General features: G+C 71.1%; 8 protein-coding genes. 4 read left to right on the top strand and 4 right to left on the bottom strand.

The window, feature by feature from the left end:
• Positions 1 to 267: 267 nt before the first annotated feature.
• Positions 268 to 801, bottom strand: a complete 534-nt coding sequence (locus DLJ58_RS01190; protein WP_124853456.1) for a M48 metallopeptidase family protein — start codon at positions 799 to 801, stop codon at positions 268 to 270.
• A 513-nt stretch (positions 802 to 1,314) separates the two neighbouring features.
• On the opposite strand from DLJ58_RS01190, the gene DLJ58_RS01195 reads away from it, so the two are divergent.
• The 3 genes from DLJ58_RS01195 (at position 1,315) to DLJ58_RS01205 (ending at position 4,163) form a co-directional block, all read left to right on the top strand.
• A complete protein-coding gene (locus DLJ58_RS01195; protein WP_167457767.1) occupies positions 1,315 to 1,485 on the top strand; it encodes a DUF5679 domain-containing protein in 171 nt (56 codons plus the stop codon).
• Between the two features lie 222 nt (positions 1,486 to 1,707).
• On the top strand, positions 1,708 to 2,820 hold the full coding sequence (locus DLJ58_RS01200; protein ID WP_124853457.1) for a TOMM precursor leader peptide-binding protein: 1,113 nt from the start codon (positions 1,708 to 1,710) through the stop codon (positions 2,818 to 2,820).
• Positions 2,817 to 4,163, top strand: coding sequence for an ABC1 kinase family protein (locus tag DLJ58_RS01205; protein WP_124853458.1), 1,347 nt, complete (start codon positions 2,817 to 2,819; stop codon positions 4,161 to 4,163). The genes DLJ58_RS01200 and DLJ58_RS01205 overlap by 4 nt, the downstream gene beginning before the upstream one ends.
• 341 nt (positions 4,164 to 4,504) lie before the next feature.
• Here the strand turns inward: DLJ58_RS01205 and DLJ58_RS01215 are convergent, their stop codons facing one another.
• The 3 genes from DLJ58_RS01215 to DLJ58_RS01225 all read right to left on the bottom strand — a co-directional run bounded on the left by DLJ58_RS01215 (position 4,505) and on the right by DLJ58_RS01225 (position 7,535).
• Entirely contained in the window at positions 4,505 to 4,870 is a 366-nt protein-coding gene (locus DLJ58_RS01215) for a WhiB family transcriptional regulator (protein ID WP_030490434.1), read from the bottom strand.
• A 130-nt stretch (positions 4,871 to 5,000) separates the two neighbouring features.
• Positions 5,001 to 5,216 (bottom strand): hypothetical protein, encoded by a 216-nt coding sequence (locus tag DLJ58_RS01220; RefSeq protein WP_181518366.1) that lies wholly within the window; start codon positions 5,214 to 5,216, stop codon positions 5,001 to 5,003.
• A gap of 153 nt (positions 5,217 to 5,369) precedes the next feature.
• Positions 5,370 to 7,535 carry an ATP-dependent DNA helicase UvrD2 gene (locus tag DLJ58_RS01225; protein WP_124853459.1) on the bottom strand — a complete coding sequence of 722 codons (2,166 nt, stop codon included), beginning with the start codon at positions 7,533 to 7,535 and terminating at the stop codon, positions 5,370 to 5,372.
• 92 nt (positions 7,536 to 7,627) lie between these two features.
• Here DLJ58_RS01225 and DLJ58_RS01230 point away from each other — a divergent pair, with 92 nt between their 5' ends.
• The gene (locus tag DLJ58_RS01230) at positions 7,628 to 7,870 is read left to right on the top strand and encodes a mycoredoxin (protein WP_124853460.1); all 243 of its coding nucleotides are present in this window, start codon (positions 7,628 to 7,630) and stop codon (positions 7,868 to 7,870) included.
• The last annotated feature ends 183 nt before the right edge of the window (positions 7,871 to 8,053 follow it).

The raw sequence follows: 8,053 nt of genomic DNA on the forward strand, positions 1-8,053 counted from the left end.
CGGCGCGGCGCGGCGCGGCGCGGCGCGGCGCGGCGCGGCGCGGCGCGGCGCGGCAACATGATCGGCTCGGCTTCATTGAAGTCGGGGTGTCCCGGCAGCCTGGATGGCGCGTTTTTCAGGAAGGCGAGTGGATCTAGGCCGATCGCGCGTCAGACAGCGGCCGGCGCTCGGCGCGGCGCCCAGGGGCTCGACCCGCGGCGTCCGAAGAGCGCGGCCCGGTGTCCGAAGGGTTCGACGGGCTGCGCCAGCGCCCCGGGGGTGTGTGGATCAGGTGGGGAGCGGTGCACAGGAGGAGGCGGCGGCGACCCCTTCGAGGTAGCCGCGGGCGCGTTCCGCCTTGGGGTAGCGGCCGACCAACGCCCAGAACCGGGAGTTGTGGCTGGGCACGATGAGGTGCGCCAGCTCGTGCAGCAACACGTAGTCGATCACCCATTCGGGCATCTCCTGGACGCGGTGTGAGATTCGGATGCTGCGGTCCGCCGGCGTGCAGGAGCCCCACCGGCCGTTCTGGTTGGTGACCCATCGGACGCTGGCCGGCAGCGCCTTCGTGGCGTATCCGGCGAGGTAGAGGTCGATGAGCCGATTGGCGCGGGCCAGCAGCTCGTCGTCGGACCGGGCGAGGCGCCCCTCCCGGGCGGCGAGCCGGGCGAGCATCCGGTCGACCCACTCGCTCTCCTCGGCACGGGAGAACTGGTCGGGGATGAGGACGACCACTCGCTCACCGTCACGGTACGCGGACACCGTGCGTCGTCGACGCTGACTGCGCCGCACCTCGACGACCGGCTTGCGCGTCCCCGCCATCACTGGCCCGCGCAGCCTCGACTACGTGTCACGAAGGAAAGCTAATGCCCACTGACCAGGGGTCCGCAAGAGTCAACCGCACGACACGCGCCCAGAAAATGGTGATTGGTCGCCAGGCGTCCCGAAAATTTCTTGACCGCAGCGCCATCGCGTCATCTCGTCACCCTTGGTGAACGCCGATGGCGCCGGTGCGCGGCGCGTCTCCACCGTAGGTGATCACCGCCCCGGATGCCGCCGCGGGGGCACTCGCACGGGTGGCTGACAGGGTTTGGTCGGCGTGTCCCCGCCAAACTGACTTATCCGACCTATTTCGCCATGCACACTCTCGACGTCGACTTCCTCACAGTGTCGATGCACAGCTGACATGGAACTGCCCAGACCTGGGTAGGGTCCGCGAACCAGCGGTCACGAAGGTGGCCGCGGAGTGAGACCCAGCGCCGGCGCCCCGTGTGGCCCGCCGCCGGGCACCCCGCCGGAACGGCATTGACCGGCGGACGAGACGAGGAGGGCACCGTGGCCGACCAGGCCCAGACGACCTACAACGGTTACTGCGTGAAGTGCAAGGAGAAGCGGGACTTCGAGGGGCACGTCGAGGTCTCGAAGACCGGAATGAACATGGCCAAGGGCAAGTGTCCGGTATGCGGTACAACAGTGAACCGCATCCTGGGCAAGGCCAAGGTCTGACCCGAACGGGTGAACGGGGGTGGGGTGGCCGCATGGCCACCCCACCCCCGTTGCCGGATCGGGAGTACGTGCCACTGCGGCGGTAGCTCTGTCGGGTGGCCGACAACAGGCGCGAGGGGCTGTGGAAAACCCGTCAAATCCTGTGGATAGCGCTGGACAGCGGCCTGACCGCCTGTGGACAACGATCGACTGAACGCGAAGATGCGGTCACGATTCGTGACCATGAGCCGCACCGTACTGCCCCGCCCCACCCTGCTGCCCGGCCTCAACCGGCTCTGGCGGGACCGGCACACCCTCCAACTCGGCGTCGGTCCTGGGCCGGCCGCCCTACTGGAGTTGGCCAACCCTCGCGCCGCTCGCCTGCTCGACCTGCTCGACGGCACCCGCAGCGAACGGACCGTGCTGACCCAGGCGGCGTCCGCCCAGGTCAGCGCCGACGACGTGCGTACCCTGCTCGACGCCCTGCGGGCCGCCGGCCTGTTGGTGCCCGCGCACAGCCTGCTCCCCCGCGACCTGACCGGTCCGGTCCGTGCCCGGCTCGCGGCGGAGGCCGGTGCGCTGGCCCTGGCCGCCGCCCGACTTCCCGGCACTCCCGCGCAGGTCCTGCGTAGGCGACGGGCGGCCCGCGTCCTGCTCACCGGCGCCGGAGCGCTCGGCGGGCCGCTGACGGTGGCGTTGGCCCAGTCCGGCGTGGGGCAGGTGATTCCCCAGCTCACCGGCCCGGTACGCCCCGTCGACCTGATCGGCACGGGCATCTCCGCCGCCGAACTGGGTCGGCCGCTGGCGCCGGCGGTGCGGGCTGCGGTCAACCGCGTCGCACCGGGCACCGGCACCCGCCCGAGCCGCGCCGGGCGGATCGACCTGGTGATCCAGCTCGGCACGGACCGGCCTCCGGCGCTGCTCGCCGCCGGTCTCGCCCAGCGCCGGCAGCCGCACCTGCTGGTCACACTGCGGGAGGGCGTACCGGTGATCGGGCCGTTGGTCCGCCCACCCGTCGGGCCCTGCCTGCACTGCGTCGAGCTGCACCGGGCGGACCGCGACCCGGACTGGCCCCGGCTCGCCGCGCAACTCGCCGCCGCCGACCCGGTGGCCGCCGCAACGACCGGCACGCTGCTCGTCGCCTGCGGGTACGCCCTGGCCGAGGCGCTGACGCAGCTGGACGGCGGCCAGCCGGAGACGCTGGGCAGTGCCATGGAGATCACCGGTGCCGGCCGCTTCCGTCGACGAGGTTGGCCGCCACATCCGGCGTGTGAGTGCTCGCGAGGCCGAGTGTCCGCACCAGCCCGGCCGCAGAGCAGCAACGGGGCCCTCCGGTCGGTAACAATGACCGTGTGACCGACATCCCGCGCCGCGCCGTGTCCCGCACCGCCAAGCTCGCCGCCCTGCCGCTCGGCTTCGCCGGCCGGACCGTTCTCGGGATGGGAAAGCGCGTCACCGGGCTGGCCTCTGACGTGATCTCCGCGGAGATTCAGCAGCGCACCGCCGAGCAGCTGTTCAGCGTGTTGGGCCAGCTCAAGGGCGGGGCGATGAAGTTCGGCCAGGCGCTGTCGGTCTTCGAGGCGGCACTGCCGGAGGAGATCGCCGCCCCCTACCGGCAGGCGCTGACGAAACTGCAGGAGGCGGCGCCACCGCTGCCGGCCGCCAGCGTGCACAAGGTGCTGGCCGAGCAGCTCGGCCCCGACTGGCGGGACCTGTTCGTCGAGTTCAACGACGTCCCGGCCGCCGCCGCCAGCATCGGCCAGGTGCACCGGGCGCGCTGGCGCGAGCCGGGCTTCGACGCGTCGGGCGCACCGCACAGCCTGGACGTGGCGGTCAAGATCCAGTATCCGGGGGCCGGCGACGCCCTGCTCGCCGACCTCAAGCAGCTGTCCCGCCTGGGCGGGATGTTCCGGGCCATCCAGCCCGGCCTGGACGTCAAGCCACTCCTGGCCGAGCTGCGCGAACGGATCACCGAGGAGTTGGACTACGAGTTGGAGGCCGAGTCGCAGCGCACCTTCGCCGCCGCGTACGCCGACGACCCGGAGATCTTCATCCCGGAAGTGGTCAACGCCTCGCCCCGGGTGCTGGTCACCGAATGGGTGACGGGCACTCCGCTGGCCGACATCATCCGCGAGGGTACCGAGGAGGAGCGGGACGAAGCGGGTCGGTTGATGGCCACCCTGCACCTCTCCGCGCCGCAGCGGGCTGGGCTGCTGCACGCCGATCCGCACCCGGGAAACTTCCGGATGCTGCCCGACGGTCGGCTCGGGGTGATCGACTTCGGTGCGGTGGCCCGGATGCCGGAGGGCACCCCGGAGCCGATCGGTCGTATCGCCGCGACGGCCCTGCGCGGCGACGCCGACGAGGTCGTGGCGGGGCTGCGGTCGGAGGGGTTCATCGGCTCGGCCGAGGAGATCGACGCCGAGGGGGTGCTCGACTTCATCCGACCCATGTTGGAGCCCATCGCGGCGGACGGCTTCCGGTTCACCCGGGCCTGGCTACGGGCCGAGGCGGGACGACTGGCCAGCCCTCGCTCCCCCACGTACCAGCTGAGCAAGCGGCTCAACCTGCCCCCCTCGTACCTGCTGATCCACCGGGTGACGCTCGGGTCGATCGGGGTGCTCTGCCAGTTGGAGGCGAAAGCCCCCTACCGGAGCATCCTGGAGCGCTGGCTGCCCGGCTTCGCCCCGGTCGCCTGACCACGTCGAGACCCGGGCGCCTGACCACGTCGAGACCCGGGCGCCTGACGACATGGGGAAGGGCGGGTGCCGGTCGGCACCCGCCCTTCTGCGTGGGGTGGTACTAGAGAACGCCCAGGTCGCGAGCCGCCTGGTTGCGGCTGGTCATGGCGACGGTACGGGCGGATCGGGCTGCCTCAGTGCTCGTGGTGGTACGACCGGCCTGAGGCCGGCGCATTCGAGCCCGGGTCAACGCTTCGTGGAGTAGTTGCATCTCGAAGGCTCCACTCGGAACGTTCAACATCGTTTTCTCACTCACTGCCGGTGTGCCACCGGCGTAGTTGGAACGGGTCGGGAACATGTCAGGCTGCCAGCCGGACCGCGCCACGCACCTCGGACAGCCCACTGGCCGCCAGGCGCGCCTCGGCCTCGACCCGAAGCTCGGCGTCACGGGCGACGTCCTCCTTACGCGGACGGCCACGGGGCCGCTTACGCGGGACAACCGCGCCACGCTCGAAGATCTCGCCGCCCCAGACGCCCCACGGCTCCGCTCGCTCAACGGCTCCGGCCAGGCACTCGACACGCAGCGGGCAGTCCCCGCAGAGTGACTTGGCCAGCTCGAGCTCGGTGGGCGAGTCGGAGAACCACAGGTCGGGGTCGAACTTCCGGCAGGGCAGGTTCGCCTCCATCTCGACGCTCATGTCGAGGGGGGCCAACGCCAGACTCATCTCCCGGTCACCTCTCTCTCACTTCGATCTCGTGGATCGCATTCCGACGTACTTACGGCGGGCAAAAAACTGAGGCCGCGGATCCCGGTAAGCGGGTTCCGCGGCCTCGAGGTGAGCCGGAGTCTGATGGTCAGACCGGTTTACCTCGAGGTGGAACGCCGCGGACATCCATGCGCTTCTTGGCGACCTGGATGCCATTGCCCGTGAAGCCACTGGTCCCCTCGACTCCAGCGGGCGCGACGGTCAGGATCAGCTCGGCCTGAACCTGGTGCACCTGTGGAACCGACGGTCGTGCAGCCGCAAGGGCCACCCGGACAGCCGACAGCGGAGCGCAGACAGACGGCATCGCCGCCAGACGCTCATAGGTGAAGATCTTCACGGTGCCACCTCCCTCACGTTCCTCGAATCGACTGGACCGACCTCGTGAGCAGCCGGAATGGCGCCGCTCGCGTGGTGTGTTCTGAGGCTATTCCTCGCGCCGGGGCGAGGGCAAACGAATTTACGACGAGATTTCGAAAGTTTTCTCCGGGCAGACATCGTCCACCCCGGCACCGGCCACGAGGGCCAGCACCGACTCCCCGTAGAGGCCGAGCTTGCGAGGGCCGATACCGGCGATGGCGATCAACTCCTCCGACCGGCCCGGTCGTCGCTCGGCCAACGCGATCAGCGTCGCGTCGGTGAAGACCACGTAGGCCGGTACCTTCTGCGCGCCGGCCACCCGCTGCCGCCACTCACGCAGCCGTTCGTGCAGCTCATCGTCTATGTCGGACGGGCAGGTGGGGCAGCGGCCGAGCTTGCGGTCCGGGCCGGCGAGCAGGGTGGCGCCGCAGATCCGGCAGGAGACGATCTGGGTTCGCCGTCGCTCGGGACGGCGGGCCGGACCGGCGCCGCCGGTCGCCCGTTCGGTGCCGCCGGAGCGGTCCAGTTGGGGCAGGAACCGCGACGGGCGCCGGGCCCGTCCGCCCGGCGAGCGTGCAGCGGCGTACGACAGCCAGAGCCACTCCCGGGCGCGGGTGATCCCGACGTAGAGCAGCCGGCGCTCCTCCTCGACCTGCTCGACGGTCTTGGCGTACGTGGTGGGCAGGGTGCCCTCGGCGAGGCCGACCAGGAAGACGGCGTCCCACTCCAACCCCTTGGCCGAGTGCAGGGACGCCAGCGTCACGCCGTCCACCGTCGGCACGTGCTGCTGGGCGGCCCGGCGCGCCAACTCCTCGGTGAAGTCGGTGAGGGTGACCGGGCGCTCCACCGAGGCGGCCTCGCCGATCGGCACGACCTCGGGGGTGGCCGCGTACTCCTCGGCGAGCTGGACCAACGCGGACAGCGCCTCCCATCGCTCGCGGGCCGCGCCGCCGGCCGGGGGCGCGTCCGGGGCCCAGCCGACGGCGGTGAGCGCCTCGACGACGGCGGCCGGCAGCGGTGTCTCGCCCGGGATCGAGCGGGTGGCGGCACGCAGCGCGACCATCGCCTGGCGCACCTCGGTCCGTTCGAAGAACCGCTCCGCGCCCTGCACGACGTACGGCACCGCGGCCTCGGTGAGCGCCTTCTCGTACGCCTCGGACTGCGCGTTGACGCGGAACAGCACGGCGATCTCCTTCGCCGGCGTGCCCGCGTCGATCAGTGACCGGCAGCGCGCGGCCACCGCGTTCGCCTCGGCCGGCTCGTCGGTGAAGATCCGCAGGTCCGGCTCGGGGCCGGGTGGGCGTTGTCCGCTCAGCTCCAGCCGCAGGCGCGCCTCGGTGCCCCGGGCCTGAGAGATCACCGCGTTGGCCAGCCCGACCACCTGCGGGGTGGAGCGGTAGTCGCGGACCAGCCGCACCACTGTGGCATTGCGGTGCCGGCGGGGAAAGTCGACCAGGTACGCCGAGGTCGCCCCGGTGAACGAGTAGATCGTCTGGCTGGCGTCGCCGACCACGGTCAGGTCGTTGCGGCCGGCCAGCCAGGCGTCCAGCAACCGCTGCTGGAGTGGGTTGACGTCCTGGTACTCGTCGACCACGAAGTGCCGGTACTGGCTGCGGATCTGCTCGCCGACGTCCGGGTGTTCCTCGATGCCCCACACCGCGGCCCGCAGCATGTCCTCGAAGTCGATCACGCCGTTCGACCGTTTGAGCTGCTCGTACGCGGTGAACACGTCGGCGACCTTCGTCGGCTCGTGCGGTGTGTCGCGCAGTGCCCGGGCCGCGGCCACCACGTAGTCCGTCGGCTCGACCAGCGATGACTTCGCCCACTCGATCTCGCCGGCCAGGTCGCGGGCGGCCGCCCGGTCGGTACGCAGGCCGACCCGGGCGGCGGCGAGGGTGACCAGTCGTACCTTGCTGTCCAGCAGTTCGGGCATGGCGCGGCCGGCCAGCAGCCGGGGCGCGAAGTACCGCACCTGGCGCAGCGCGGCGGCGTGGAAGGTCCGCGCCTGGACACCTTGCGCCCCGAGCAGGGTGAGACGGTGTCGCATCTCGGCGGCGGCGCGGGCGGTGAAGGTGACCGCGAGCACGTGCCGGGGGGAGATCTCCCCGGAGAGCGCCCGGTGGGCGATTCGGGAGGTGATCGCCCGGGTCTTGCCGGTGCCGGCGCCGGCCAGGATGCAGACCGGGCCGGCAGGTGCGGTCACGGCGGAGCGTTGCTCCGGGTCCAGCCCGGCGAGCACCTGTTCCGACCCTGAGTGAACCACCACAACCAGGAATCATCTCAGCTCCTCCCAGCGTTGCAGCGAACAGCCTCGGCTTGATCCGCAAGCCGCGGCCGGAGGAGTTGGAGGATCCGAGGATGCTGACGATGTATTCCACCCCCTGGTGCGGCTACTGCCACCGGCTGAAGTCGCAGCTCGACCGGGAGGGCATCGGGTACGAGGTGGTCGACATCGAGCAGGACCCGAAGGCCGCGGAGTTCGTGATGGGCGTCAACGGCGGCAATCAGACGGTGCCGACGCTGCGCTTCGCCGACGGAAGTGCCCTGACGAATCCCTCGATCACCCAGGTGAAGCAGCACCTGGAGACGCTCAACGCCTGATCTTCCGGTTCATTCTCGACGAGCGGCCGCCCCACCCGGGGCGGTCGCTCGTCGTGTTCGGGAACGGGTGGCCACGGTCGGTGGGTGCCGAAAGCCCCTGTCGGTCGGCGTCCTCGGTCGGTCGGCGAGGTGTCGGGAGCGTCGGGCGGGTGGCGTCCTCGGCCGGTCGGCGAGGTGCAGGGA

Source organism: Micromonospora arida, from assembly GCF_003857035.1.
GTDB lineage: Bacteria > Actinomycetota > Actinomycetes > Mycobacteriales > Micromonosporaceae > Micromonospora > Micromonospora arida.